The following is a 25,996-nucleotide window of genomic DNA, read 5'->3' on the forward strand; positions in this document are numbered from 1 at the left end:
GCATGACCCGTACGATCGTTGCCTCGGCGACCAAAGAAATCATCATCGGATTTGACCAGCCTTTCTGCGTGATCGGCGAGCGGATCAATCCGACCGGCCGCAAGAAACTCGCTGCCGAAATGGTCGCAGGCAACTTCGACACGGTGATCAAGGACGCACTGGAGCAGGTTGCGGCCGGCGCCACGATGCTCGACGTCAATGCCGGCGTAACTGCCGTCGATCCTAATGCCACGGAGCCTGGCCTGCTCGTGCAGACGCTGGAGATCGTCCAGGGCCTCGTCGACGTGCCGCTCTCCATCGACAGCTCTGTAACGGCCGCCATCGAGGCGGCTCTGAAGGTCGCCAAGGGCCGTCCGCTCGTCAATTCGGTGACAGGCGAAGAAGAAAAGCTTGAGGCGATCCTCCCGCTCATCAAGAAGTACAACGTGCCGGTTGTCGCCATCTCGAATGACGAGACCGGCATTTCGATGGATCCAGACGTGCGCTTTGCCGTTGCCAAGAAGATCGTCGAACGCGCTGCCGATTTCGGCATTCCGGCGCATGATATCGTTGTTGATCCGCTGGTGATGCCGATCGGTGCGCTCGGCGATGCGGGACGCCAGGTATTTGCGCTGTTGCGCCGCCTGCGCGAGGAGCTCAAGGTCAACACGACCTGCGGCCTTTCCAACATTTCCTTCGGCCTGCCGCATCGCCATGGCATCAATGCCGGCTTCATCCCGATGGTGATCGGTGCAGGCATGACCTCCGCGATCATGAACCCATGCCGCCCGCAGGAAATGGAGGCAGTGCACGCCGCCAACGTCCTCAACGGCACGGATCCGAATTGCACCTACTGGATCAAGAAGTATCGCGACCATCAGCCGGCAGCGGCCGGAGCTGCGCCCGCAGCCACACCCTCGGTTCCTGCCGATGGCGCCGGTGGCGGTCGCCGCCGTGGCGGACGCGAGGCGCGGCGCGGCGCCGCAGGCTGAGCATTTGCCTCAGCCGGACAGCCCGGTCTAACAAGGCGGTGGGTGGCAAATGCTGCCCCTCGCCCCGCAAGTTTTGGAGCATCGATCTTGAACGCACCCGTCAAAGCACCTGAGACATCGGCAAAGGAAGCGCTGGTTCTCTTTATGCCGTCGGGAAAGCGCGGACGATTTGCCGTTGGAACGCCAATACTCGAAGCGGCCCGCACCCTCGGCGTGTATGTCGAGAGCGTCTGCGGCGGCCGTGGCATTTGCGGACGTTGCCAGGTCGAAGTTCAGGAAGGCCGTTTCGCCAAGCATGGCATTACGTCATCCAATGACCACATCTCGGAATTCGGCCCCAAGGAGCAGCGCTATGCCGAAAAGCGCGACCTCAAGGAAGGCCGCCGCCTTTCCTGCTCCGCCACGATCCTCGGCGATCTCGTCGTCGATGTTCCCCAGGACGTGCAGGTCAATGCGCAGGTCGTGCGCAAGGCCGCCGATACGCGCATCATCGAGCGCAACCCTGCGATCCACATGTGCTATGTCGAGGTCGAAGAGCCGGACATGCACAAGCCGCTCGGCGATCTCGATCGCCTGAAGGCTGCGCTGGAAAAGGAATGGGGCATTCGCAACCTTCAGGTGGATACGCACATCCTGCCGAACGTGCAGAAGATCCTGCGCAAGGGCAATTGGGGCGTCACTGCCGCCATCTACCACGACGAGGAAAACTCGCGTCCCGCCATGGTCGGCCTCTGGCCGGGTCTCAAGAACGAGGCCTACGGCATCGCCTGCGATATCGGCTCGACGACGATCGCCATGCATCTTTCGTCGCTGCTTTCGGTGCGCACCATTGCTTCGGCAGGCGCGTCCAATCCGCAGATCAGATTCGGCGAAGATCTGATGAGCCGCGTATCCTACGTCATGATGAACCCCGACGGACGTGAAGCGATGACTGCGGCCGTGCGCGAGGCGATCAACGGGCTGATCGACAAGGTTTGCGCCGAAGGCGAGGTCGCGCGCGAGGATATTCTCGATGCGGTGTTCGTCGGAAATCCGATCATGCACCACCTCTTTCTCGGGATCGACCCGACGGAACTTGGCGGCGCGCCGTTCGCGCTCGCCGTATCCGGCGCCGTGCATCTGAAGGCGTCGGATATCGGCCTGCCGATGAATGCCGGAACCCGCGTCTATATGCTGCCTTGCATTGCCGGCCATGTCGGCGCCGACGCTGCGGCCGCAACGCTTGCTGAAGGTCCGCACCGCCAGGACGAAATGATGCTGCTCGTCGATGTCGGCACCAACGCCGAAATCGTGCTCGGCAACAAGCATCGCACGGTCGCGGCCTCTTCGCCCACCGGGCCGGCCTTCGAAGGCGCGGAAATTTCCGGTGGCCAGCGTGCAGCCCCGGGCGCTATCGAACGCGTGCGCATCGATCCGTTGACACTCGAGCCGCGCTTCCGCGTCATCGGCACCGAACAATGGTCCGACGAACCGGGCTTCGACGAAGCGGTTCAGACAAGCGGCATTACCGGAATTTGCGGCTCGGCAATCATTGAGGTCATTGCCGAAATGTACCTCTCGGGCATCATTTCCGAGGATGGCGTCGTTGACGGCAGCCTCGCCGCCCGTTCGCCGCGTGTCAGGGCCAATGGCCGGACATTCTCATATCTCCTGCACGAAGGCTCGCCGACGATTACGATCACGCAGAACGATGTGCGCGCCATCCAGCTTGCCAAGGCCGCGCTCTATGCCGGCGTCAAGCTCCTGATGGACAAGCTTGGCATCGACCATGTCGACCAGATCAGCTTTGCCGGCGCCTTCGGCTCGTTCATCGATCCGAAATATGCAATGGTGCTCGGCCTTATCCCCGATTGCGATCTCGACAAGGTCAAGGCGGTCGGCAATGCCGCAGGCACCGGCGCGCGCATGGCGCTCCTCAACCGCAATTATCGGCGCGAGATCGAGGATACAGTGACTCGGATCGAAAAGATCGAGACCGCCCTCGAGCCGAAGTTCCAGGAGCATTTCGTCCACGCCATGGCGATGCCGAACAAGATTGATCCCTTCCCGAAACTCTCCCACGCCGTGACCTTGCCCGCGCGCAAGAATGTCAGCGAGGACGGGGTTGCCGGAGATGCCACGCCGCGCCGCCGCTCGCGCGAGGATCGCGCGGCAAGGCGCAACCGCGAATAGGCTTCGGCCGCTTTGTCCTTGTCGCGGTTTTCCGCTATCAAGCATCAATGATGTTTGATTCCGGATACGATTTTCCATGATAGCCTGCTTCGATATTGGCGGATCTGCGATCAAGGGTGCGATCGCCTATTCGCCCGAGGATATAAGACCGGTGCCCAAGGTGGCGACGCCGCTCCATGATTTCGACGCGTTTGCGGGCGTAATCCAAAAGATTGCCGCGGATGGCGGCGCGGATCCGCAAAGCCTCATCGCCATTTCCATTGCCGGGGTGGTCGATGCGGATACGGGCAGGATCACCTGCGCTAATATTCCTTGCGTTCACCAGCGCAGGCTCGAAGCCGACCTGAGCGAGAAACTGCAGCGGCGCGTGCTCATTGCCAATGATGCCGACTGTTTCGCGCTGTCGGAGGCTGTCGTCGGCGCCGGGCGCGGTCACCGCGTCGTCTTCGGCATCATCCTCGGCACCGGCGTCGGCGGCGGCATCGTCATCGACGGCAAGATCCATGAGGGCGCGGGCGGTTTTGCCGGGGAATGGGGCCATGGCCCCGTCGCGGCGACCCTCGCCGGCAATCCGCCGGTCGCCATACCGCGTTTTCCCTGCGGCTGCGGCCAGATCGGCTGCGTCGATGCCATCGGCGCGGCGCGGGGCATGGAAAAGCTCCATGCGCATCTTCATGGCGTGAACCTGCCGAGCACCGATATCATCGCGGCCTGGGATAGGGGCGACGCGGCAGCGGAGCGCACAATCGATTGCTATATCGATATCGTCAGCGGTCCTCTGGCGATGACCCTCAATGTCGTCGGCGCTTCGATCGTCCCGGTCGGCGGCGGACTTGCCAATTCGGTAAACCTGATCCGCCGGCTCGATGAAGCGGTGCGCGCGCGAATCCTGCGGAAGACTGACAAGCCGCTGGTAATCCCGGGCGAATTGAAAATTGAGCCCGGCCTGATCGGTGCTGGGGTCCTGGGATTGATGGAAGCTGCCAAATGAGTGTTCTTCTCGAAATATGCGTCGACAGCCCCGAGGGACTTGCGGCGGCTATCGCTGGAGGCGCAGACCGTATCGAACTTTGTTCGGCGCTCGAAGTCGGCGGCCTTACGCCAACCCCCGGGCTGATCGGACAGGCCGCGGTTGCACCGATACCGATCTATGCGATGATCCGCCCGCGGCCCGGGCACTTTGTCTATGGGGAAGCCGACATCGACGCCATGTTGCGCGAGATCGATGCCATGCGCAGCGCCGGTCTCGCCGGCGTCGTCTTCGGCGCCAACCATGCGGATGGGACACTGGACCATACGACGCTCGAACGGCTGATCCGGCAATGCGATGGGTTCGGCGTCACCTTGCACCGCGCCTTCGACCTTGTCCCCGATCTCGATGAAGCGGTGGAAACAGTGATTGAACTCGGCTTCGAGCGCATATTGACGTCCGGCCGCGCCCTGACCGGGATTGAGGGCATCGACGATCTGGAACGAACGTTTGCTCGCGCCGACGGCCGGATCAAGGTCATGCCCGGCTCGGGTGTCAACATCGGCAATGTCGAGACGTTGCTCAAGCGTATACCGTTCACTGAGATTCACTCGTCCGGGTCTGTCGATGCGCCGCCATTGAGCGAAGGGGCGCGGCGCCTCGGTTTCGAGACGCCGACGCAGAAAATGACGAGCGTCGAGCGCGTGCGCGCCTTGAAGGAATTCTGCCTGCGGGCGTAAAAGCCTTGACTCAGAGCCTGCCGGTCCGCTCGTACCCTTCGAAATAAACCCTGAGATGCTGGGCGACCGCCTTCACATGGGCGCCCGCATTCTTGGCGACCAGCATTCCAAGCTTCGATTCGCCGAGCCGCGGCAGGCCATGCTCGGATCCGAGTTGCACCATATTATCGTCCAACAGGAACTTCGAGAACGGGGCAACGGCGAGATCGGCGAGAATGGCGGCGCGCTGGCCCATCGTGTGCGCACTCATATAGGCCACACGATAGTCGCGGCCCGCGCTTTCGAGCGCGCTGATCGCATTGGCGCGCCATATGCACCCCTCTTCCCACATGGAAAGCGGCAACGGATTACGCTCATGCGCGGTGCCGCACTTGGCACCGGCCCAGATGATCTCCTCGGTCATGAGGATTTCGATCTCATCGACCTTGGCCAGCGTTTCGTTGACATTGACCAACGTTACGTCGAGGCGCTGCTCATCGAGCCGCTTGCGCAGACCGTTGCTCTGATCGATGACAACATCCACCGTGACATCGGGATGGGTTTCGGCGAATCGCTTCAACACGAAGGGAAGAACCCGCTCGCCGATATCGTCTGGCGCGCCGAGGCGCACCACGCCCGACACGGTGGGCGCAATGAACTTTGCCACCGTCTCGCGATTGAGCGCCAGCATACGCCGCGCATAGCCGAGCAGGACCTCGCCGCTCGGCGTCAATTTTACTGAACGCGCATCGCGTTCGAGCAATACGTGACCAAGCGTTTCCTCAAGCTTCTTGATCTGCATCGAAACGGCTGAGGGCGTGCGGAACACCGCATTCGCCGCACTCGAAAAACTACCCGTCTCCGCAATCATCGCGAACGTGCGCAAGACGTCGAGATCCAGGATCGGGATGGGATGATGCATTGGTGCTGACATATCGCCAAATCCTCCATCAATTTTTCTTAAGCATAGTGTTCCGTAATTTCGTTTGATTGAACATCAACTTGGGCAGATAGTCAAGATCATAGAAACGGACGGCGTTGAAATTGCCACCGTATCCCTAGAGAGGAGAAGACAATGTCTACCTGTGACGAACTCTATCATCGCAATGCAAGCGTGGCCGAGCGTCTCGCCTCATTTGCAACCGATCAGTTGCACCGCTGGGCTGAAGGCATGAACTGTGCTCGCCAGCTCATTGCTCGCCGTCGCCGGCTGCGCGAAACGGAATTGGCGCTTGATTCGCTCCCCGATAGCATCCGTTGCGACATTGGCTGGCCGGACCTCTATGAACGACAGATCAGGGACTACAACGAAATCAAGCCTACCCGGCGCTAAGATTATGAGACTAGCCTTGTAAGGGGAGCGGATAACGGCGTATCCGCTCCCTTTTATCATATGTGATCCCTGCGCTTTTGCGACACAGGGCAAGACCCTTCCATTTAGAATAATTCTATGTTTCTATCTGCAAAAAAGCTCAAAAGACCACAGCAGTAATCTGAAGCCACTGCTTCAGTTGCGACATGGCCTTGAAGCCAATAGCGGGAACACAGAATCAAATGGATCATGTTGGTCTGACCAAGCGGTCTTTCGTATTTTTCCTCGTACCGAACTTTTCGATGATCGCATTTGCGACAGCGATCGAGCCGCTGCGCATTGCCAATAGAATGCTTGGATACGAAGCCTATCGCTGGCGCCTTGCTTCCGTGGATGGAAAGCCGGTGACGGCATCGAACGGCGTCGAATGCGCCGCATCCGCCTCCCTGGAAGACGAACGTCGCTACCTCACCGGCGGAGATCGACCGTCCATGGTCTTTGTCTGCTCGGGCGTCCACGTCGAGAAATTCCAGAACAAATCCGTGTTCGCGTGGCTCCGCGAAGAGTTCAACCGCGGCGTCGCGGTAGGCGGGCTTTGCACCGGCGCACACATCCTGGCGGCGGCCGGTCTGCTTTCGGGCAAGCGCTGCGCCATCCACTGGGAAAACCTCCCGGGCTTTGCCGAAGCATTCCCCAAGGCAGATGTCTACGCCGATCTCTTTGAGGTTGACGGCAACATCTATACCTGCGCCGGCGGCACCGCGGCGCTCGACATGATGCTCAAGCTCATCGGTGATGATTTCGGCGACAATATCGTCAACCGCGTCTGCGAGCAGGCCCTCACCGACCGTGTTCGCAGCCCGCACGACCGCCAGCGCCTGCCGCTGCGGGCGCGCCTCGGCGTTCAGAACTCAAAAGTGCTGACGATTATTGAACTCATGGAAGCGCGCCTCTCCGAACCCCTGTCGCTGATCGAGATCGCCGATCATGTCGGCCTGTCGCGCCGGCAGATCGAGCGCCTCTTCCGCCAGGAAATGGGTCGATCCCCTGCCCGCTACTATCTTGAAATCCGCCTCGACCGCGCGCGCCACCTGCTGATCCAGTCGTCAATGCCAATTGTCGAGGTCGCCGTTGCCTGCGGTTTCGTCTCCGCTTCGCATTTCTCCAAATGCTACCGCGAACTCTACGGCCGCTCGCCGCAACAGGAGCGCGCGGACCGCAAGCAATTGATGGCCGCCTGATTTACCGGGATTCCCAATCCTGCATGCGACGCTGCCATATGCGCTCGCCGGAAAGGCAATCATACATGGGCTTGTCCTCAGCGAGTATGACGGGCAGTTTCCCCGCATCCCGCCAATCGGCCTTCTGAACTGCCGGCGTCTTGCCAGCGAGTTCCAGCACCAGCTTGCGCCGGACCGCCTCCGGGAACTGATCCCATGAATTGACGGGGATCATGAAGGCGCCGGGACCGCCGATCACGCAGTTGCTGTAATAGATATCGAGATCGGCAACGGCCCAGTCTGAATAGAAATCGCCCCGCGTCATCAGCGGCAACCCATTGACGACGATGCCCTTGGCCACCGCCTCATTGCGTGCATCGGCTACCGGACGGCCATTATTGTTGGCGCCGTCGCCGGAAATATCGATGACCTTGCGCATGCCCTTGAAGCCGTTATTGTCGAACAGCGAACTGCCGAAATCGATGGCGCCGGAAATCGATGTGCGGCTTTGGGTCGAAGGTATCGGCTGATCCAGCGCATCCGCCAGTTTCTGCGATGCTTCCGCACTGTCGACCAGTGTCCAGGGAATGATGATCCGCTGGACGGTCGAGCCGGCCCATTCGACATAGGTGATCGCGACGCGTCCGTTCACCCCTTCGCGAATGGCATCAATAACTTCCTTGCGCCGAAACGCAGCGATATAGCCCTCGCGCTGAATCTTCTGCTCGAAAGGCTCCATTGAGCGCGAAGCATCGACGGCAAGAACAAGTTCGACGTCCACATCGAGATCGGCGGCAAGCGCGCGCGTTTCAAAGCTGGCGATCAGTGCCGCCAGTGACAGAAAACTGCAGAGAGCTTTCCTTCGCGATGACATGAAGCAAAGTGTAGCGCAAAACGTTGCAACGCAAAGCAACTTCCAGTGCGTTCACATTCTGTTGAACAACCACAGGTTCAAACGCAGAAACGGCGCCTCCACGGCGCCGTCCAGCATTTCAGTTTGGCTATTGCGAAGACGCTACGCCTTTAGCCGTTCGTTCTCGGTGTCGAACGGCGATTCTGGAATGACGGTGACCTTGTGCATCTTGTCGAGGATCTTGATCTCGAGCTGTGTGCCAAGCGCCGAATATTCCGGCTTGACCATGGCAAGCGCAATGCTCTTGCCGAGGCGCCAGCCATAGCCGCCATGGGTGGCGCGGCCGACGAGTTCGCCTTTCACATAGATCGGTTCGCTGCCGCGGGCATCAACGTCAGAGACGCCCGGCACATGCACTTCAAGCGTGACAAAATTCCATTTCAAGCCGACTTCGCGAGCCTTCACCACCGCGTCGCGGCCAATGAACTCGTCCTTGTTCGGGTGCACGAAACGATCAAGACCGCTTTCGAAGGCATTGTATTCGATCGACAATTCGCGCGGGATCAGACGGTACGACTTCTCGACGGCCATAGCCGTCATCGCGCGGATGCCGAACGGCTTGATACCGAATTCGGCACCGGCCTCGAGCAGGAGATCGTAGAGCGTATTCTGTTGCTCGATCGGATGGTGCAGTTCCCAGCCAAGCTCGCCAACGAAGTTGACGCGCAGCGCATGTGCTGTTGCCGTTCCGACGCTGATCTCCTTGCCCGAAAGCCAGGGGAAAGCTTCGTTGGAAAGATCGGCGCGGGTGAGCTTTTCCAGAACCTGCCGGCTCTTCGGACCCGCAAGCACGAGGACCCCGTACATCTGGGTAATCGGGCGCAGCGTCACCGAGCCATCGTCGGGCAGCAGCTTGTGCAGATAATCGTGGTCGTGGTTTTCATAGGCGCCGGCCGAGACAAGGTAGAACTTGCCGGGCGCCCATTCATAAACGGTGAACTCTGAACGCACGCCGCCGCGCGTTGTCAGAAGATGGCAAAGGGCAATTCGGCCCTGCTTCTTGGGGATGCGATTGGCAAGGATTGAGTCGAGCCAGGCGCGCGCACCGGGTCCGGTAACTTCCATCTTGGCGAAGGCCGACATGTCGAGCAGGCCGACATTGTTGGTGACATTCTTGATCTCGTTGCCGACATGCTCGAAATAGTTGGAGCGGCGGAACGACCAGAGTTCCTTCACCTTGCCTTCGGCATCCGGCTTCGGATGGTTCTGGTTCATGAGAACATCGGGCTTTTCAAGCTTGGCGACGTCGAGCCCATAACCCTCAGGCGCAAACCAGTTGGCCCGTTCCCAGCCATAGACGGTTCCGAATACGGCGCCGAGCTTCTTCTGGCGGTCGTAGGACGGCGAACGCTTGAGCGGCCGCGCAGCACCGCGTTCTTCGTCCGGGTAGTGCACCGAAAAGACCTCGGCATAGGCTTCCTCGTTCTTCTCCTTGAGATAGCCTTCGGTCGCATAGGGACCGAAGCGGCGCGGATCGACGCCCATCATGTCGATTGAGGGTTCGCCCTCGACGATCCATTCGGCCAACTGCCAGCCGGCGCCGCCTGCGGCTGTCACGCCGAAGGAGTGACCTTCGTTGAGCCAGAAATTCTTCAGGCGCGGCGCAGGTCCAATGATCGGGGAGCCGTCAGGCGTATAGGCGATCGCGCCGTTATAGACCTTTTTGATGCCGACCTCGGCAAAGGCAGGAACGCGAGCAATCGCGGTTTCGATGTGCGGTTCGAGCCGGTCGAGATCCTCTTGGAAGAGTTCGTACTCGCTCTCGTCCGACGGACCATCGACATAACAGACCGGCGCGCCTTTCTCGTAAGGTCCGAGCAGCAGGCCGCCATTTTCCTCGCGCATATACCAGGACGAATCGCTCTCGCGCAGCACGCCCATTTCCGGCAGGCCCTTGGCCTTGCGCTCCAGGATCGCCGGATGCGGCTCGGTGACGATGTACTGGTGTTCCACCGGAATGACCGGAACATCGAGCCCGACCATCTTGCCGGTCTTGCGGGCGAAGTTGCCGGTTGCCGATACGACGTGTTCGGCGGTGATGTCACCCTTGTCCGTCTTCACCAGCCACTGGCCGGAGGGCAGTTGCTCGATGCCGAGCACGGTCGTGTAGCGATAGATGGTTGCGCCACGATCGCGCGCGCCCTTGGCCAGCGCCTGCGTAAGGTCCGCCGGCTGGATGTAGCCATCGTCCGGATGCTGGATCGCGCCGAGAATGCCGTCGATTTCGGCGAGCGGCCAAATTTCCTTGACCTGCTGCGGCGTCAGAACCTTGACCGGGACGCCGATCGTCTCGGCGACGCCTGCATAATACATGTACTCGTCCCAGCGGTCCTTGGTGCGGGCGAGACGAATATTGGAGCAGTTGGTGAAGCCGACATTCATGCCGGTTTCCTTCTGCAATTCCTGATAGAATTTGACCGAGTACTTATGGATCTGGCCGACCGAGTAGCTCATGTTGAACAGCGGCAGCAATCCGGCCGCATGCCAGGTTGAGCCCGAGGTGAGTTCCTTGCGCTCGATCAGGACAACGTCGCTCCAGCCTTTCTTGGCAAGGTGATAGAGCGTCGAGACGCCCACCACACCACCGCCGATAACGACAACACGCGCCTCAGTCTTCATTGCACTTTATCCTTTGATATCGATCGATGGGCGAAAAGCTTGCGCCGGTTTTTTGCACTATGCCGCCCAGCATGTCCATCGCTAAGGCCTGTTTGCGACATGGCGAAAACACGCCGCGACGCGTGGCAAACAGTCAAGGACTTGCTAGGTCATCCGGTCGCTGAAAAACCAATGGCCGGCTGAAAATCAATCCAGCCAGCCACCGTTCCTTCAAGCTTTTCGTCAGGCTATTTGATCGAGATCTTGCCGCCGGTCATTTCGACGGTCTCGCCACCAGTCAGTGCCTCGCGGTCGCCGTTCGGAAAGGTGACGAAGCAACCGCCGCTGCAGAACTCCACAGTCTCACCGGCGCCAACCTGCAACTGGGTCTTGGTCGAACCTTCGGTCACGACAAGCGTCTGCGCATTCGTGTCATTGTTCTTTACGCTCGCCGCATAAGCTGATCCGATCGAAATCGCACTCGCCGCAACGGCAATCACAAACTTCTTCATTCCATACCCGGTGGCAGCCACCGCCCCTGTTGCAGGGCCCCGCCAGGCCCTTTGTCACCCACATTTATAACGGCATCAACGTGAACGGCAACTGAACACTGGACCCCGGGCGCACGCGACTATTGTTTGAACTTCTTGCCATCTGCCGCAAGTTCGTCGCGCACGCGTTTGGTCAGGAGTTCGACGATCGAATCCGCATCCTCCAAATGCAGGTTCACGTCGCGCTGCGGATAGGGAATTTCAATTCCTTCTTCTGAGAAGCGATCGATGATGGCAAATCGGACATCATTTTGAACCGAGCCGGAATTGGACAGATCGGCAAGGTGAACCCTTACTTCGAATTGCATGGTCGAATCGAGAATTGCCGAGAACGCCACGAAGGGTTCCGGGTTCTTGAGCACCAGAGGATGGCTGCGGGCGATCTCCATCAACAGGTCATGAACGCGACGAGGATCGACCTTGTGAGAAACGCCGATGGCAATATCAACGCGCCCAAGCTTGTTGCGATGCGTCCAATTGCCGACGCTACCATTTATGAACGACGAGTTCGGAATGATGAGCGACTGGCGCTGGAAGGTTTCGACCTCCGTTGCGCGCACGCTGATCTTCTTGACGATGCCGCCGACGCCGCCGGTCTCGATCCAGTCGCCGACCTTGAACGGCCGTTCGGCGAGAAGAATGAGGCCCGAGACGAAGTTCGATACGATTGCCTGCATGCCGAAACCGATGCCGAGCGAGAGACCACCGGCAACGAGCGCAAGGCTGGAGAGGTTTATGCCCGCCGCGGAGACGCCGATGACGGCAGCAACGCCCAGGCCGAGATAACCGACTGCGGTTCTGATCGAGTTGCGCACGCCTGAATCGAGCTTGCCACGCGCCATGACGCGCGTGTCGAGCCAGCCCTGGAACCAGCGTGTGAAGAAATAGAACAGCGCGAACAGAAGGACGCCGGTGGCGATCGCGATCAGCGAAATGTTGAACGAGCCAATCTGGAAGCCGGTGGCGATCGTCAGGAACCATGCCGACATCTCGCTCCACTGGAAGCCCCAGAGCAGCAAGATGACCGGGATGCCGAGGATGACGACAAAGACGTTGATGACGATGCTGGCAACGAGACCGAGCTGGTCCATCGTCGTCTCGTCAAGCCCGAACCGCTTCTGTATTGCCTGGCCGAGCTTGGTGCCGGCCAGCGCATTTTCGTCCGACACCGCCCGCGCCGTCAGGAAGCCGAGATACATCGTCACCAGCACGGCGCCGTTGATGATGATCTGCTGCGAAACGAAGCGGGCAAGCCCGATATAGCCGAAGAACGCCGCGATGATAGGAACGAGGCCAATCGTAAAAAGGAATATCCGCATGGCGCGCGGCCAAGGTTTGGTCGCCCCGCTCTCGGCGTCCTCGAGCGGCTTCAGGAAGGCCATTGCAATGATCAGCAGGCCGACAAGGACTGTGGCGAAGAGGCTCTTGGCAACAGTCAGCGACAGCGCCGATGCGGCGATCTGGTTGATCGTATCGGCAATGTAATCAAGTCCGGTGATCGTCGCCGTCGCCGTGATCAGCACCATGAGAATACGGCCGGGCCGCGGTGCGACCCGCACCAGCCGCCAGTTCGGCGCCCCGGGACAGATTACCGCCTGCGCCAGCGCATGCACAAAGAAGACGATGCCGATCACGCAGAAGAGCATGTAGATCAGCGACGCAATGTCCGGCCGCATCACATTGAAATAGCCCAGGAAAAGGTAAGTCGTCGCCAGGAACACGATCACGGTGAGCGAGCGCATCAGCGTCGACCAGAATGCCACCGCGAGGCGGCTGAGATAGGACGGCGCCTCGATGCCCGGGTCGCGGAAATAGAGGTGGCCGATCGTACGCCGGCCGCCGATCAGCAGTACCAATGCGGCAATACCGGCAAAGAAGGTGGCAGCCAGCATCGATTGCCATTTGAAAGTGACAACAAACCTCCACCAGGACGAGACGAGCCGGTTCATCGTCTGAAGTTCCTGGCCATAGGCGGTGACGATCTCGCTGCCGAGCGAATAGTTGATATCGACCCGCTGCGACAAAGTGTTGGTGAAGAGCTCGCGCCGCGCCTCGCCAATGGCATCGATCATCCGGTTGACCTGGATCAGGAGATCCTCGGTCTCGCCGAGAACCGCATTGATTTCCGCCTTCTCCGTCGTCAGCCGTATACGCTCGTCGGTGACGATCTGGGCCTCAGGCGGTTGGCCCTGCGGCGGAGGAGGTCCGAGCTGATCGAGACGAGCGTTGATTTCGGTGATGCGCGGGCGAAACGACACGCCGATGTCGAGGAGTTTCTTCGATGTGCCTTCAAGGTTGAGGCGAAGGTCGGCGAGCGTGGCGTCCGTATCGGCCTTCAGCTTCTGCTGGTCGTAGTTCGAGATTTGCTTCTTCACGGCATCGATCGCAGGGCGCTGTTCGGCGACAACTGCCGACTCGACGTCCGGTACGGCGTCCGGCGCTTGCTGCGCGCTTGCATATGGAACCACGGCTGCCAGAAGCATTACCGCGACAATCATCGATACGAACTGCCGGATCATGCGGAAAATCACGATTTCATATCCACCTGTGAACTGTCTTCGTTGCGCATAAGCATACGGATCTCGGCACAATCAAGGCTGTTGTTGATTTCATTGCCTGGATGGTCGGCGCAGCGACAGTGCCCGCCGCAATCGTGGTGATCGAGCTTTGCTTCGGACAGTAGCATAATCTGGGGAATACCATGAAGAGCCGGATCACAATTCGATCGTGCATTTTGCCCGAATACAACCGGGCTCGTCTTGACCCGTCCCTTGAGTTTCTGCTGGATTGGGCTTCCCGATACCAACGCCGCCATCAACGTCCAAACGATTCGCCTTCGAGACAATGAGATCATGATCATCAAATGCCCCTATTGCGGACCGCGCGACGTCATCGAATTTACCTATCAGGGCGATGCGACGCGAAAGCGCCCGGAGCCCTTGTCCAACGATCCGGACGTCTGGAACGCCTATGTCTACGACCGCAGCAATCCATCGGGATTGCACCGTGAGTTCTGGCTGCACAGCGGCGGCTGCCGGCAGCATCTGGTCGTCACTCGCGATATGACCACCCATGCCATTTCATCCGTGGCTTTTGCGCGCGACATTGCGAGCGGTGGACAGGCATGACGAGTTCAAGGCTTCCCAGGGGTGGGCGCGTCGAGCGCTCGAAATCGGTTCGCTTCACCTTCGACGGCAAGGCTTACAGCGGTCATCCCGGCGACACGCTCGCTTCGGCGCTGCTTGCGAGCGGCATCACCCTTTTTGGCCGGTCGTTCAAGTATCACCGGCCGCGGGGCGTGTTTGCCGCGGGAAGCGACGAGCCGAATGCGCTTGTCACCGTGCTTTCCGGCGACGTCCGCGAACCGAACGTGCGCGCAACCGAGCTTGAGATCCATGACGGGCTGGTAACCCAAAGCCAGAACCGCTTTCCCTCGCTCGACCATGATTTCATGGCCATCAACCAGCTGGCCGGACCGCTGTTTTCCGCCGGATTTTACTACAAAACGTTCATGGGCCCGGCCATCGGCCCGCTGCGTGGCACGCGGTTCTGGATGTTCTGCGAAAAATTCATTCGCCGCGCAGCCGGCCTCGGCAAGGCCGGCACCGCGCCCGATCCGGATCGCTACGAACGCATGAACGCCTGGTGCGACGTGCTCGTCGTCGGCAGTGGTCCTGCTGGCCTCATTGCGGCGGAAGCAGCGGCCGGCACTGGCGCGCGCGTTATCATTGCCGAAGAAAGGCCGCTTCCGGGAGGTTCGCTGCTCGCCTCGGCCGAGACGATCGACGGCCGCGACCCGTCGGTTTGGGCACGTGAAAAGGCGGCGGCTCTGGCAGCCATGCCGAATGTACGCTTTCTGACCCGGACGTCGGTTTGGGGCTATTACGACGGCAATGTGCTGACTGCCATCGAACACGTCTCCGACTTCAAGCCCAACCGCACCAAGGGACAGCCCCGCCAGCGCCACTGGATCATTCGTACCGGCAAGACCATTCTTGCAACCGGCGCCTTCGAGCGGCCCATGGTCTTTCCAGGCAATGACTGTCCAGGCGTCATGCTCGCCGACGCAGTGCGCCGCTTTGCTTTGGAATATGGTGTCGCCGCCGGCAGCAACGTCACGCTCTTCACCAACAATGACAGCGCCTACGAAGCCGCGCGGGCGCTTTCCCTTGCGGGCGTCAACATCGTCGCCATCGTCGATGTTCGCGCCGATGTGTCGGGTGCCTGCCGCGATATCGCCACTGCGGCAAACGCCGAGCTTCTGACCGGCCATGCCGTGACTGGAACCCACGCCGGCAAGACGTTGAGTTCGATCACGGTCCAGCATTTCAATGCCGAAACATGCCGGGTCTCAGGTGCGCCCCGCGAAATCCGCACCGACTGTCTTGGCGTTTCCGGCGGCTGGTCACCGGCCATTCACCTTGCGAGCCAGGCCGGCGGCAAGCCGGAATGGGACGAGGACCTGCAGGCATTCCTGCCGCCCGAACCGAACCAGAACTGGGTGGTGACGGGTGCTGCCGCCGGTTACATGGATACGATCAGCGTGCTCTCCGATGCGGCGACCAAGGGTTCGGCCAAGAGCCGGCTGATCTTGCCGCCGGTCGAAGCGCCCATGCTCGACGCCTCGCCTGCGCCTGTGTTCCAGATCGAGCCTTCGGCAAAATCGCAAAAGGCATTCGTCGACTTCCAGCATGATGTGACCGCCGACGATGTTCGCCTCGCCTATCGGGAAGGCTTCCATTCTGTCGAGCATCTCAAGCGCTATACGACCCTCGGCATGGCGACGGATCAGGGCAAAACTTCGAATGTCCCCGGCCTCGCGATCATGGCGGATGCCCGCGGCATCTCGATACCCGAAGCTGGCACGACGCGCTTCCGCCCACCATTCACGCCTGTGTCGTTTGGCGCTCTCGCCGGCGAACGCTACGGCGACCTGCGTCCGCATCGGCTGACCCCGATGCATGACTGGCACCTCGCCAACGGCGCCAAGATGTACGAGGCCGGTCTTTGGCACCGTCCGATGATCTACGGCAGCCATGGCGAAACGGTCGAGCAGGCCTATGTGCGCGAGGCGCGCGCCGTGCGCCAGAGCGTCGGCATTGTCGATGTTTCGACACTTGGCAAGATAGATATTCAAGGACCGGATGCGGCGGAGCTTCTCGACCGCGTCTACACCAACATGTTCTCGACCCTGCCGGTCGGCAAGGCGCGCTACGGCCTGATGTTGCGCGAGGACGGGCTTGCCTTCGATGACGGCACCACCTGGCGCCTCGGCGAGACGCAGTTCCTGATGACGACCACGACCGCGAATGCCGGCCCGGTGATGCAGCATCTGGAATATTACCTCGACTGCATCTGGCCGGAACTGCGCGTCCATCTGACCTCGGTCACCGACGTATGGGCGGGTACGGCCGTTGCCGGACCAAAGGCACGCGCGCTGCTGGAAGCCTGCGTTACCGGCACAAAGGTCGACAATGACACTCTGCCGTTCATGGGCATCGTCCATAGCAAGATCGAGGGCGTACCAGTCATGGTCTGCCGCCTCTCGTTCTCGGGCGAACTCGCCTATGAAGTCTATTGCGGTTCGGGCTACGGGACGAGGGTCTGGGAAGCCCTGCTCACGGCCGGTAAACCGTTCGACGTCATGCCCTACGGCCTTGAGGCGCTTGGAACGCTGCGCATCGAGAAGGGACACGTGACCGGCGCCGAGATCGACGGACGCGCCAGCGCCCATGATCTTCACCTCGACTGGATGCTGTCGAAGAAAAAGCCATTCATCGGCTCCGCCATGCTTGGCCGCGAGGGGCTCAAGGACGAGAACCGGCTTTCGCTCGTCGGCCTCGTCTCGCTCGACAATCAGGCGATTACCGGCGGCAGCCACATCGTCACCGATGCAAGGCCGCGCGAGCCCGCCGACAGCTTTGGCCATGTCACCGCTGCCTGCTATTCGCCGGCGCTCGGCAAATATATCGCGCTGGCGCTGGTCAAGCACGGAACGTCGATGATCGGCAACCGCGCCTTCGCCACCGACCTTTTGCGCGGCAGGCACTGCCCGGTCGAGATCGTCAGCCACCATATGTATGATCCAGAAGGGAGCCGCATGCATGGCTGAGCTTCAATCGCCAATCGGCTCTGCCTACGTGACGGGCGATCATGGCAATGCCGCCGGCGGGGTCGGCGTGACGATCCGCGAGCGGATCGGACTTTCGATTATCCAGATCACCGCCTGGAGCGACACCATTCCAGAAGTGCTGACCGCCATAGGCAGCGCGACGGGGCTCGTCTTGCAGAACAAGCCGGGGCTCGGCCGCGTTGCCGGTGAGAAGTCAGTGTTCGGCTTTGCGCCCGGACGCTATTTTGTCGTCGCCGCAACGCCCGAACTTGAGCTGCGCCTGCGGTCCGTCATTTCCGCCGACCTTGCGACGATCATCGACCTCACGCACGGGCGGACGGTTATCCGGGTCAGTGGCCCTGATGCCGAATGGGTGCTGTCCAAGCTCTTCGCCATCGATTTTTCGGAGCACGCCTTTCCTATCGCCTATGGGCGGGCGACCCTGCATCACGACATCCACGCCAATATCCAGCATATCGACGACGAGACCTTCGACCTTTATGTCTTCCGCACCTTTGCGCGGTCGTTCTGGAAAACGCTCGGCCATGCGGCAGAAGAAGTTGGGTACAAGGTCGAATGATCGCTATTTGAAGGCGAACACATCCGCGTCAGGATCACCAGTGCCGGTGATCTGTCCGCGAATGATCTGCGCGGCGACCATCGAGAACGTAATTCCGTTGCCGCCATAGCCGAGAACGGCATAACAGCGGTTCATGCCGGGTACCGGCCCGATTGATGGCAGACCCGTCTCGCTCGCACCAAAGCTTCCGGTCCATGCATAGTCTGCCTCGGCGCTAACGTCGGGGAACAACTTCTTGAGCTTGGCAAGGATAGCTTTCGTTTTCGCCGGCAGCTTGCCGTCGCGTTTGTCCTCGTCCTCGAACTCCTCATCCTCGCCGCCGACGATAATGCGCCCGTCCGCCGTCGTGCGCATATAGAGGTAAGGGTCGGAGGCTTCCCAGATCAGGCAGCGTTGCGGCCACGGCGTCTGCTTTTGCGGAACCGTCGCAACGGCCCAGGTCGAGATGATCGAATGCCCCTTTTGCGGCACCTGCTTTGGTATTTCGTACCCGGTCGCGAAGATCAGGTGCTTGCAACGGATCGTCTGTCCGGTCGCAGTCATGGCCCGAACCCCGCGGTCGGCCGGTTCGACAGCCACGATGTCGGCGGGCGCGAAGACCTTCGCGCCGCGCCCTATCGCCGTTTTCAAATAGCCTGCTGCAAGCTTGCGCGGATTTGCCTCTATATTGTCGAAGCTCATCAATGCCGCTTCGCGGTTGATATAGAACACCGTCTTCAGTTCTTCGCGGCCAAGCAACTGCGTTTCAAAACCGGCGCGGCGTCGCGCGGCAAGCTCCTTTTCCAGACCGTTCTTGTCGAGGAGATCGCCTGCGAGATAAAGCGAATCGCGATTTTCCATTTCGCAATTGATCTGCAGTCGCCGCGTCCGCTCGCGCAGGGCATCGACGGCAAGCTTCGATCGGCGCCACGCACGCTCGGCATCATTGATACCGATCTTGCGCGCGAGTTGATGCAGAGGCGTGTCAACTTCAAATTGCAAAAGGGCCGTGCTCGCCGGCGTGGACCCCGTAACCGGTTTGCGCCTGTCGAAGACGCAGACACTGAAACCAGCCTCCGTAAGGCTTTCGGCCATCAGCGCGCCGCTGATGCCCGCCCCGATGATCGCAACATCCGTTCGGATATCTTCGACCAGAAGTTGCGTTTCGATACGGGGTGCCCGTCGGGCGAGCCAGATCGGCTGGCCGGTTCGCAAATCGCGATGTTGTGTGATCATAAGGCTTTCGCAGGTGCGAGGAAGTGACTGCTGCCAAACGGTGCGAATGCTGTTGCGGTTCCCTACAGCGTCGATTTGGCCGGTCGGCCCGCGACATAGACCTCGACGATGGACCGGTCATCGCCCATGGTCTGGAGAAGGAAGAGTTCCTCGACCAGCGTCTCGACCGTTTCCATGCGAAGCCGCATGGCCGGCGTGGCGCCCGCATCGAGAACGATGCAATCCGCCTCTGCCCCCACTTTTAGCGAACCGATGAGATCTTCCAGCGACAGCGCCCGGGCATTGCCAAGCGTCGCTTGATAGAAGGAGCGCAGCGGATGGTAACGCTGCCCCTGAATATTGAGGATCTTGTAGCCTTCATCGAGCGTGCGCAGCATGGAGTAGGATGTCCCGCCGCCGATATCCGTCGCAATGGCGTTGCGGACGGAGGGCTCCGAAGCGCGCAGCCGGGCAAGATCGAACAAACCGCTGCCGATGAAGAGATTTGACGTTGGGCAGAAAACCGCAACGGAACGGCTCTCCGCAATGGCGCGGATTTCGGCGTCCGTCAGGTGAATGCAATGCCCAAGAAGCGTTTTCGGCCCCAGCAGCCCATAGTGTTCGTAGACGTGCGTATAGTCGCGGCTCCACGGGAAGAGTTCGGCGACGAAGGCGATTTCGGCAGTATTTTCGCATAGATGCGTCTGAATGTGCAGATCCGGATGTTCGCTGGCAAGCGCGCCGCTCATCTCCAGTTGCTCCGGCGTCGATGTCGGCGCAAAGCGTGGCGTGATGGCGTAGTGCTGCCGGCCCTTGCCATGCCATTCGGCGATGAGCGCCGCGCTATCGTCATAGCCCGACTGAGCCGTATCAAGGAGACCCGGCGGCGCATTGCGGTCCATCATCACCTTGCCCGCCACCATCCGCGTATTGCGCCGGTGCGATTCGGCGAAAAAGGCCTGGACCGATGCCTTGTGCACCGAACAATAGGCGGCCGCGGTCGTGGTTCCGTGGCGGATCAGTTCATCGAAAAATGCCGAGGCGATGCGTTCCGGGTGGCCCTGGTTCGAGAATTTCTGTTCCTCGACGAAGGTGTACTTGTTGAGCCACTCGAGCAACGCACCCGCATAGGAGCCGACCACCTGCATCTGCGGAAAATGGATATGGGTGTCGATGAACCCAGGCATAATCAGGTGCGGGCGATGATCGATGACCTCGAGGTTACGGCCCTCGCCCGCCCGCAGCGCCGAAAACTCGTCCATTGCTGCAATCATGCCGTCACGCAGCAAGAGGCCGCCATCCTCGATGTAGGTGAAGGCGTCGGCGCTCGCCTCGCCTCCCATCGGCTCATCATGGAAGGTCAAAAGGCGGCCGCGTAGCAGAACTTCGGTCATTGCACCGGCTTTCCAGCGGTCGCGCTGCGATACCAGGCGACGAGCAAGGCGCGTTCGGCGTCGGTCACCTGCGTGACATTGCCCGGCGGCATCGCATGACTGGCGCCGGCCTGGATATAGATCTCGCTGGCATGCGCGGCGATAAGGCCATCCGTGTCGAGCCTGACGCCCTTCGGCGGCAGCATGATACCCTCCCACGACGGCTCGGCGGAATGGCACATCGAGCAGCGGCCCAACACCGTGTCGCGCACCTGTTCGAAATGTGCCCCGGTCAGGAATGGTTCGGCTGCCCGCGAAACCTTTGCTTCCCCGGTCAAAATCCTGGGGACTGTCGAGAGCCAGATGATGACAATGAACAGTATGGCGCTCGCAAGCCAGGTCCAGTGCGGATTGCCCGTTCCGGCGTGGCGCGAATTGAAATAGTGGCGGATCAGAACGCCGATGATGAACACGAGCGACGCGATGATCCAGTTGAACGCCGTGGACGTTGCCAGCGGATAGTGGTTAGACAACATCAGGAAAATGACGGGTAAAGTCAGGTAGTTATTATGTGTCGAGCGTTGTTTTGCCTGCTTGCCGAGCTTGGGATCGGGCGATTTTCCGGCGATGAGGTCGGCGACGACCTTCTTCTGGTTGGGGATTATCAGCAGAAACACATTCGCCGACATGATGGTCGCCGTGAATGCACCGAGATGCAGGAAGGCGGCGCGGCCCGTGAAGAGATGCGTGTAGCCCCAGGCCATGAAGACGATGACACCATAGAGGATGAGCATAAGCGCCGTGTCGTTCGCCGCGAGCGGTGATTTGCAGAGGAGGTCGTAGATCAGCCAGCCGATCGAGATCGAGGCGAGTGAAATGAGGATCGCGACCCACGTCGAGACATCGAGCACGTTGCGGTCGATGAGATAAAGGTCGGCGCCGGCATAGTAGACGATGCAAAGCAGCGCAAAGCCGGAGAGCCAGGTCGCATAGGATTCCCACTTGAACCAGATAAGGTGCTCGGGCATGTGCGCCGGCGCCACCATATATTTCTGAATGTGGTAGAAGCCGCCGCCGTGCACCTGCCACTCCTCGCCGTTGACGCCTGCAGGCAGAGCGGCGTGGCGGCGCAGGCCGAGATCGAGCGCGATGAAATAGAAGGACGATCCGATCCAGGCGATTGCGGTGATGACATGCAGCCAGCGTGCGGCGAAGCTCAGCCATTCCCAGAAAATGAGATAATCCATCGACGCCCCACGAGATTGCCGCGCTACAATGCGGTCGTTCGCGGGTCGATGCAACTATTTCGAATCGTGAAAGATAATGCCGAGCGTGTGACGCTTGCCGCTGCGCAGGCGGCTGACACCGTGGCGCATATTGACCCGGTAATAACCTCGCGAACCCTTGACCGGACGATTGCTTACCGGAAAGATCACGGCATCGCCTTGCCTGAGCGGCACAACTTCGACGCGTGACTGCATGCGGGGCCGCTGCTCGGTCAGAACGAATTCGCCGCCGCTGAAATCCTCGCCCGGACGCGACAGGAGAAAGGCGGCCTGGAGCGGGAAAACATGCTCGCCATAGATATCCTGGTGCAGGCAATTGTAGTCGCCTTCCTTGTATTCGAGCAGAAGCGGCGTCGGCCGGTTCTGGCCGGCTGCATGGCAGCGTTCTATGAACGCGGCGTGCTCGTCCGGATAGCGCACATCGATGCTCATCAATTCATTCAAACGATTGGCGATCCCGGCCAGCGGCCCGTAAAGCGATTGGCGAAGATCGTTCACCAGCGGCGGCAGCGGATAGCTGAAATATTTGTATTCGCCGCGCCCGAAGCCATGTTTGGCCATGACGATCCGCTTGCGGAACTGGTCGTCGTCCCCATAACCCGCTGCCAGCTGTTCGCACGCCTGTCGCGACAGCACCTCTTTCAAGATCGCATAGCCGATATTGTCGAGACTTGTCGCAATGTCGTTCCACCGTGTGGTGGCAAGTGGCGTAACGCTGTCAGTCATGTCATGGCCTCCATGCAATTTTCTGTCGGGCTTAGAGTGCGCTTACCTTGACTGGGTTCCACCCGTTTCCTGCGCGGCAGTGCTTTTTTCTTGGCCGAGCCGGCCAAACACGTCGATTTTAAGTGACTCAGCCGACAAGACTTCATAATACAGGAACCAACGAGGCGCTTTGCGCCGCGGGAGATTGATATTGGGTAGCGGCATGGACAAGCATGGAAATAGCAGGACAGGAAAGCGCAGCGCTGCTCCGCTCCTGATCTCTGTTTTCTGGCTTGTCTCCACGATCGGCGCGGCCCTTGGCGCTTCTTATATGTCGGGGCCGGACCGCAATCTGGCTGAACGGGCGATCGGCGCGGCCAAGTCGCACGAAACACGTGTCGCCCACGAAACCGACAACCACTCGACTCCGGTCGAGCGGCCCATGCGCGTCATCGCACTCGAAGCGCTGCATCTGAAAATCAAGAGCGGGCTCGGCGCCGACAGTGGTCCCCAGGATGCGTTGCTTCCGGATGGATCGCGGCTTACGCTCGCCGACCAGACGGGTTTCCGGATTTTTGCGCCGAGCGCCACATTGCTTCTCGGCCACGATCCGCTATTCAGCGCCCGCGCGCCGCCGCGCGCCCTTGGCTGATATCACCATTTCCGGCAGGAAATGACGAACAACTTCGGCGCTCGCCAGGCAGACGCGTAAGCAGTTCCCGGCAGCGCCCCCATCTCATAACGGAAAACGACCATGCGTACTTCGAGGTGGGTCCTCTGGACCTATATTTTCATCATTCTGGCGGGTATTACGCTCGCGCTACCCAATCTTTTCACCAAGGCACAGCTTGATGCGATGCCGGGCTGGTTCCCCAAGAAGCAGGTTGCGCTCGGCCTCGACCTGCGCGGCGGTTCCTATCTCGTTCTCGAAGTTGATGCCGCGGCCCTGAAGAAGGACCGTATCCGCTCGATTCTCGATGACGCGCGCGGCCATCTGCGCACGGCGAAGATCCAGCCGCAGTCGGTGCGTGTTGCCGGCGATTCCGTTATCGTGACGCTTTCCGATCCGTCGCAGCGCGATGCCGCGGTTGCTGCCTTGCGCGAATTGTCCTCGCAGGTTGCCCAAGTCGGTTTCGCCGCCCCTGTCAGCGATATCGACATCACCTCGACCGACAATCAGATCCGCCTGACGCTCACCGAGGCCGGCATGAAGGACAAGCTCGACAATGCCTTGCAGCAGAGTCTTGAAATCGTCCGCCGCCGCGTCGACCAGGTCGGTGTCGCCGAACCATCGATCCAGCGTGTCGGTTCCGACCGTATCGTGGTCCAGCTGCCCGGCCTCCAGGATCCGAGCCAGCTGCGTGCCCTGCTCGGCAGCACGGCCAAAATGACGTTCCATATGGTCGCCGACCATGATGCCGGCACCAACCCGCCTCCCGGCGTCTCGATCCTTCCCGACGCCAAGACTCCCGGCGTCACATTCCCGGTCGAGGATCGCGTTGCGATCAGCGGCGAACGGTTGACCGACGCCCGCGCCGCCTTCGACCAGCAGACCAACCAGCCGATCATCACGTTCCGCTTCGATAATGTCGGCGCACGTCAGTTCGCGGACATCACCAGCCAGAATGTCGGACGGCCGTTCGCCATCGTGCTCGACGGCAAGGTTTTGACCGCACCGGTCATCCAGGTGCCGATCACCGGCGGCTCAGGCCAGATCACCGGCAATTTCACCGTACAGGATACGGTGACGACGGCCGCGCTGCTGCGCGCCGGCGCGCTGCCGGCTCCGCTTACCGTCATCGAAGAGCGGACGGTCGGTCCTGATCTTGGCGGTGACGTCATCAAGATGGGCCTTTTGACCGGTTTCATCGGCTTCGCCCTCGTCGTTGCCTTTATCTTCATCCTCTATAGCGGCTGGGGTCTCATCGCGAACCTTGCCCTTGCTCTCAACGTTGCCCTGACCTTCGGCATATTGAGCTTGCTCGGAGCGACGCTGACACTGCCGGGCATCGCCGCCATCATCCTCGGCATCGGCTTTGCGGTCGACGCGAATATTCTCATCAATGAACGTATCCGGGAAGAAGCGCGCAAGGGTATCGGCGCGATGGCCGCGGTCGATCGTGGTTTCAGGCTCGCCTATTCGACCATTGTCGACGCCAACGCCACGCACCTTATCGCGACGTTCCTGCTGTTCCTTTTCGGCACCGGCCCGGTACGCGGCTTCGCGATCACCATGATCATCGGCGCTCTCGTCTCGATGTTCACCGCCGTGACCGTCGTTCGCATCATCATGATGGCGATCGTGCGTCGCCGCAAGATGAAGACGATCCGCATCGAGCACCTGTTCAAGCTCGTTCCGGAGAACACGAACATCTCGTTCATGAATGCCCGCTTCTTCGGTATCGGCGTGTCGATCTTCCTGTCGATCGCATCGGTGATCCTGTTCATCCATCCGGGCCTCAACTACGGCATCGACTTCAAGGGCGGTATCCAGGTGGATGTGACGACATCGCAGCCGGCGGATCTGGCCACCATGCGCTCGACGCTCGAAGGTCTCGGCCTTGGCGAAGTCGCCCTGCAGCAGGGCGGCGGCGACAATCGCGTTCTCATCCGCGTCCAGCGTCAGGAAGGCGGCGAAGAGGCGCAGACCGTTGCTGTCACCAAGGTCAAGGATGCCGTGCAAAAGCTTGACCCCGCCGTCAAGTTCGAAAGCTCGGAAGTCGTCGGGCCTAAGGTCAGCGGCGAGCTTGCGCGGTCCGGCATCCTTGCCGTCGTCCTCGCCAGCCTTGCCATGCTGTTCTACATCTGGTGGCGGTTCGAGTGGCACTTCGCGCTGGGCGCCATTGCAACCCTCATTCTCGATACCACCAAGACCGTCGGCTTCTTTGCGCTGATGGGCCTCGACTTCAACCTGACCGCCATCGCCGCACTGCTGACGATCATCGGCTACTCGGTCAACGACAAGGTTGTGGTCTATGACCGGATGCGCGAGAACCTGCGCATCCACAAGAAAATGCCGCTGCGCCAGATCATCGACCTCAGTATCAACCAGACGCTGGCGCGCTGTATCTACACCTCGTTGACCGTCTTCCTCGCCATGCTTCCCATGGCGATCTGGGGCGGCAAGGCGGTCGAGAACTTTGCGCTGCCGATGCTCTTCGGCGTCATTATCGCGACAAGTTCCTCGCTCTTTATCGCAGCACCCATCCTGCTCTTGCTCGGAACCTGGTGGGAGAAGAACCACCAGCACCGCATCGGTGAAAAGCCGGTCGCGCAAAGTTGATGCCGCGCGACCAGCACAAAGCCTAAATATTTGCGGC

Annotated in this window: 21 protein-coding genes; 11 read left to right on the plus strand and 10 right to left on the minus strand. The window is 60.4% G+C overall.

Annotation, left to right across the window (positions count from 1 at the left end):
- Positions 1 to 2 precede the first annotated feature (2 nt).
- The 4 genes from HQ945_RS10425 (at position 3) to HQ945_RS10440 (ending at position 4,853) form a co-directional block, all read left to right on the plus strand.
- On the plus strand, positions 3 to 971 hold the full coding sequence (locus HQ945_RS10425; protein WP_091922168.1) for a methyltetrahydrofolate cobalamin methyltransferase: 969 nt from the start codon (positions 3 to 5) through the stop codon (positions 969 to 971).
- A 144-nt stretch (positions 972 to 1,115) separates the two neighbouring features.
- A complete protein-coding gene (locus HQ945_RS10430; RefSeq protein ID WP_113280346.1) occupies positions 1,116 to 3,143 on the plus strand; it encodes an ASKHA domain-containing protein in 2,028 nt (675 codons plus the stop codon).
- 76 nt (positions 3,144 to 3,219) lie between these two features.
- Positions 3,220 to 4,134, plus strand: a complete 915-nt coding sequence (locus tag HQ945_RS10435) for an ROK family protein (protein WP_113280323.1) — start codon at positions 3,220 to 3,222, stop codon at positions 4,132 to 4,134.
- Positions 4,131 to 4,853, plus strand: a complete 723-nt coding sequence (locus HQ945_RS10440) for a copper homeostasis protein CutC (RefSeq protein ID WP_113280322.1) — start codon at positions 4,131 to 4,133, stop codon at positions 4,851 to 4,853. The genes HQ945_RS10435 and HQ945_RS10440 overlap by 4 nt, the downstream gene beginning before the upstream one ends.
- 10 nt (positions 4,854 to 4,863) lie before the next feature.
- Here the strand turns inward: HQ945_RS10440 and HQ945_RS10445 are convergent, their stop codons facing one another.
- Positions 4,864 to 5,766, minus strand: a complete 903-nt coding sequence (locus tag HQ945_RS10445) for a LysR family transcriptional regulator (protein WP_091922172.1) — start codon at positions 5,764 to 5,766, stop codon at positions 4,864 to 4,866.
- A 141-nt stretch (positions 5,767 to 5,907) separates the two neighbouring features.
- On the opposite strand from HQ945_RS10445, the gene HQ945_RS10450 reads away from it, so the two are divergent.
- Both HQ945_RS10450 and HQ945_RS10455 read left to right on the plus strand, forming a co-directional pair.
- Entirely contained in the window at positions 5,908 to 6,165 is a 258-nt protein-coding gene (locus tag HQ945_RS10450) for a hypothetical protein (protein ID WP_113280320.1), read from the plus strand.
- 221 nt (positions 6,166 to 6,386) lie between these two features.
- Positions 6,387 to 7,385: a GlxA family transcriptional regulator gene (locus HQ945_RS10455; RefSeq protein ID WP_113280319.1), complete on the plus strand. Its 999-nt coding sequence runs from the start codon at positions 6,387 to 6,389 to the stop codon at positions 7,383 to 7,385.
- Between the two features lies 1 nt (position 7,386).
- Here HQ945_RS10455 and HQ945_RS10460 read toward each other — a convergent pair whose 3' ends face one another.
- The 5 genes from HQ945_RS10460 to HQ945_RS10480 all read right to left on the minus strand — a co-directional run bounded on the left by HQ945_RS10460 (position 7,387) and on the right by HQ945_RS10480 (position 14,286).
- Positions 7,387 to 8,238, minus strand: a complete 852-nt coding sequence (locus tag HQ945_RS10460) for a DUF1194 domain-containing protein (protein ID WP_091922176.1) — start codon at positions 8,236 to 8,238, stop codon at positions 7,387 to 7,389.
- A gap of 141 nt (positions 8,239 to 8,379) precedes the next feature.
- Positions 8,380 to 10,896, minus strand: a complete 2,517-nt coding sequence (locus HQ945_RS10465) for a GcvT family protein (protein ID WP_174208069.1) — start codon at positions 10,894 to 10,896, stop codon at positions 8,380 to 8,382.
- A 227-nt stretch (positions 10,897 to 11,123) separates the two neighbouring features.
- A complete protein-coding gene (locus tag HQ945_RS10470) occupies positions 11,124 to 11,387 on the minus strand; it encodes a hypothetical protein (protein ID WP_091922180.1) in 264 nt (87 codons plus the stop codon).
- A gap of 119 nt (positions 11,388 to 11,506) precedes the next feature.
- Entirely contained in the window at positions 11,507 to 13,957 is a 2,451-nt protein-coding gene (locus HQ945_RS10475; RefSeq protein WP_425500639.1) for a mechanosensitive ion channel domain-containing protein, read from the minus strand.
- On the minus strand, positions 13,954 to 14,286 hold the full coding sequence (locus HQ945_RS10480; RefSeq protein WP_162737154.1) for a hypothetical protein: 333 nt from the start codon (positions 14,284 to 14,286) through the stop codon (positions 13,954 to 13,956). Before HQ945_RS10480 ends, HQ945_RS10475 begins: the two co-directional genes overlap by 4 nt.
- On the opposite strand from HQ945_RS10480, the gene HQ945_RS10485 reads away from it, so the two are divergent.
- The 3 genes from HQ945_RS10485 to HQ945_RS10495 are packed head-to-tail and all read left to right on the plus strand — an operon-like array spanning position 14,279 to position 18,118.
- Positions 14,279 to 14,554 carry a sarcosine oxidase subunit delta gene (locus HQ945_RS10485; protein WP_091946545.1) on the plus strand — a complete coding sequence of 92 codons (276 nt, stop codon included), beginning with the start codon at positions 14,279 to 14,281 and terminating at the stop codon, positions 14,552 to 14,554. The two genes, HQ945_RS10480 and HQ945_RS10485, sit on opposite strands and share 8 nt — an antisense overlap.
- Positions 14,551 to 17,538, plus strand: a complete 2,988-nt coding sequence (locus HQ945_RS10490) for a sarcosine oxidase subunit alpha family protein (RefSeq protein WP_174208070.1) — start codon at positions 14,551 to 14,553, stop codon at positions 17,536 to 17,538. Before HQ945_RS10485 ends, HQ945_RS10490 begins: the two co-directional genes overlap by 4 nt.
- Complete coding sequence (locus tag HQ945_RS10495) at positions 17,531 to 18,118, plus strand: sarcosine oxidase subunit gamma (protein WP_113280315.1); 588 nt, start codon at positions 17,531 to 17,533, stop codon at positions 18,116 to 18,118. The genes HQ945_RS10490 and HQ945_RS10495 overlap by 8 nt, the downstream gene beginning before the upstream one ends.
- A gap of 3 nt (positions 18,119 to 18,121) precedes the next feature.
- Here the strand turns inward: HQ945_RS10495 and HQ945_RS10500 are convergent, their stop codons facing one another.
- From HQ945_RS10500 to HQ945_RS10515, 4 genes are all read right to left on the minus strand, one after another.
- The gene (locus HQ945_RS10500) at positions 18,122 to 19,333 is read right to left on the minus strand and encodes an NAD(P)/FAD-dependent oxidoreductase (RefSeq protein ID WP_113280314.1); all 1,212 of its coding nucleotides are present in this window, start codon (positions 19,331 to 19,333) and stop codon (positions 18,122 to 18,124) included.
- Positions 19,334 to 19,395: 62 nt separating this feature from the next.
- Positions 19,396 to 20,706, minus strand: coding sequence for a guanine deaminase (gene guaD / locus HQ945_RS10505; RefSeq protein ID WP_113280313.1), 1,311 nt, complete (start codon positions 20,704 to 20,706; stop codon positions 19,396 to 19,398).
- Positions 20,703 to 21,932, minus strand: coding sequence for a urate hydroxylase PuuD (locus HQ945_RS10510; RefSeq protein WP_174208071.1), 1,230 nt, complete (start codon positions 21,930 to 21,932; stop codon positions 20,703 to 20,705). Before HQ945_RS10510 ends, guaD begins: the two co-directional genes overlap by 4 nt.
- Before the next feature lie 54 nt (positions 21,933 to 21,986).
- Positions 21,987 to 22,697 (minus strand): 2OG-Fe(II) oxygenase, encoded by a 711-nt coding sequence (locus tag HQ945_RS10515; protein ID WP_113280311.1) that lies wholly within the window; start codon positions 22,695 to 22,697, stop codon positions 21,987 to 21,989.
- 202 nt (positions 22,698 to 22,899) lie between these two features.
- Here HQ945_RS10515 and HQ945_RS10520 point away from each other — a divergent pair, with 202 nt between their 5' ends.
- Together HQ945_RS10520 and secD are read left to right on the plus strand one after the other, a co-directional pair.
- The gene (locus HQ945_RS10520; protein ID WP_113280310.1) at positions 22,900 to 23,328 is read left to right on the plus strand and encodes a hypothetical protein; all 429 of its coding nucleotides are present in this window, start codon (positions 22,900 to 22,902) and stop codon (positions 23,326 to 23,328) included.
- 102 nt (positions 23,329 to 23,430) lie between these two features.
- Positions 23,431 to 25,959 (plus strand): protein translocase subunit SecD, encoded by a 2,529-nt coding sequence (secD, locus tag HQ945_RS10525; protein ID WP_091945179.1) that lies wholly within the window; start codon positions 23,431 to 23,433, stop codon positions 25,957 to 25,959.
- Positions 25,960 to 25,996 lie beyond the last annotated feature (37 nt).

Source organism: Phyllobacterium pellucidum (assembly GCF_013327855.1).
GTDB classification, from domain to species: Bacteria; Pseudomonadota; Alphaproteobacteria; order Rhizobiales; family Rhizobiaceae; genus Phyllobacterium; species Phyllobacterium pellucidum.

What these genes read in the sequence shown, in the direction of transcription:
- HQ945_RS10425 (WP_091922168.1), top strand. Translation starts at nt 3, where the DNA reads ATGACCCGTACGATCGTTGCCTCGGCGACCAAAGAAATCATCATCGGA.
- HQ945_RS10430 (WP_113280346.1), top strand. Translation starts at nt 1,116, where the DNA reads ATGCCGTCGGGAAAGCGCGGACGATTTGCCGTTGGAACGCCAATACTC.
- HQ945_RS10435 (WP_113280323.1), top strand. Translation starts at nt 3,220, where the DNA reads ATGATAGCCTGCTTCGATATTGGCGGATCTGCGATCAAGGGTGCGATC.
- HQ945_RS10440 (WP_113280322.1), top strand. Translation starts at nt 4,131, where the DNA reads ATGAGTGTTCTTCTCGAAATATGCGTCGACAGCCCCGAGGGACTTGCG.
- HQ945_RS10445 (WP_091922172.1), bottom strand. Translation starts at nt 5,766, where the DNA reads ATGTCAGCACCAATGCATCATCCCATCCCGATCCTGGATCTCGACGTC.
- HQ945_RS10450 (WP_113280320.1), top strand. Translation starts at nt 5,908, where the DNA reads ATGTCTACCTGTGACGAACTCTATCATCGCAATGCAAGCGTGGCCGAG.
- HQ945_RS10455 (WP_113280319.1), top strand. Translation starts at nt 6,387, where the DNA reads ATGGATCATGTTGGTCTGACCAAGCGGTCTTTCGTATTTTTCCTCGTA.
- HQ945_RS10460 (WP_091922176.1), bottom strand. Translation starts at nt 8,238, where the DNA reads ATGTCATCGCGAAGGAAAGCTCTCTGCAGTTTTCTGTCACTGGCGGCA.
- HQ945_RS10465 (WP_174208069.1), bottom strand. Translation starts at nt 10,896, where the DNA reads ATGAAGACTGAGGCGCGTGTTGTCGTTATCGGCGGTGGTGTGGTGGGC.
- HQ945_RS10470 (WP_091922180.1), bottom strand. Translation starts at nt 11,387, where the DNA reads ATGAAGAAGTTTGTGATTGCCGTTGCGGCGAGTGCGATTTCGATCGGA.
- HQ945_RS10485 (WP_091946545.1), top strand. Translation starts at nt 14,279, where the DNA reads ATGATCATCAAATGCCCCTATTGCGGACCGCGCGACGTCATCGAATTT.
- HQ945_RS10480 (WP_162737154.1), bottom strand. Translation starts at nt 14,286, where the DNA reads ATGATCATGATCTCATTGTCTCGAAGGCGAATCGTTTGGACGTTGATG.
- HQ945_RS10490 (WP_174208070.1), top strand. Translation starts at nt 14,551, where the DNA reads ATGACGAGTTCAAGGCTTCCCAGGGGTGGGCGCGTCGAGCGCTCGAAA.
- HQ945_RS10495 (WP_113280315.1), top strand. Translation starts at nt 17,531, where the DNA reads ATGGCTGAGCTTCAATCGCCAATCGGCTCTGCCTACGTGACGGGCGAT.
- HQ945_RS10500 (WP_113280314.1), bottom strand. Translation starts at nt 19,333, where the DNA reads ATGATCACACAACATCGCGATTTGCGAACCGGCCAGCCGATCTGGCTC.
- guaD (WP_113280313.1), bottom strand. Translation starts at nt 20,706, where the DNA reads ATGACCGAAGTTCTGCTACGCGGCCGCCTTTTGACCTTCCATGATGAG.
- HQ945_RS10510 (WP_174208071.1), bottom strand. Translation starts at nt 21,932, where the DNA reads ATGGATTATCTCATTTTCTGGGAATGGCTGAGCTTCGCCGCACGCTGG.
- HQ945_RS10515 (WP_113280311.1), bottom strand. Translation starts at nt 22,697, where the DNA reads ATGACTGACAGCGTTACGCCACTTGCCACCACACGGTGGAACGACATT.
- HQ945_RS10520 (WP_113280310.1), top strand. Translation starts at nt 22,900, where the DNA reads ATGGACAAGCATGGAAATAGCAGGACAGGAAAGCGCAGCGCTGCTCCG.
- secD (WP_091945179.1), top strand. Translation starts at nt 23,431, where the DNA reads ATGCGTACTTCGAGGTGGGTCCTCTGGACCTATATTTTCATCATTCTG.